The 314-nt window shown below is 44.3% G+C and carries 1 rRNA gene; it reads left to right on the plus strand.

From position 1 onward, the window contains the following. Window positions 1-91: ribosomal RNA gene (locus tag AC3G2T_RS38895) — 16S ribosomal RNA — on the plus strand; the annotation flags it as partial. Window positions 92-314 lie beyond the last annotated feature (223 nt).

Here is a 314-nt window from a genome sequence, read left to right on the forward strand (position 1 = left end):
AAGGAGCCAGCCGCCGAAGGTGGGGTAGATGATTGGGGTGAAGTCGTAACAAGGTAGCCGTATCGGAAGGTGCGGCTGGATCACCTCCTTTCTATGGAGTCCATGACAACTGCAGGTTGTCGGACAATAAAGCTTCTTCACTCGTGTTCAGTTTTGAAAGGTCAATCCTTTCAATAGTAAGTTTTGCTCCTTGAAAACTAGATAACGAAACGAAACGTAAAGCGTGAAACTTAGAAATCCTTTTCGTTGACTGTGTCACAACAGTTAATGAAAGTACATTCTAGTGGTTAAGCTAGAAAGAGCACACGGAGGAT

Source organism: Paenibacillus sp. sgz302191, assembly GCF_057749925.1.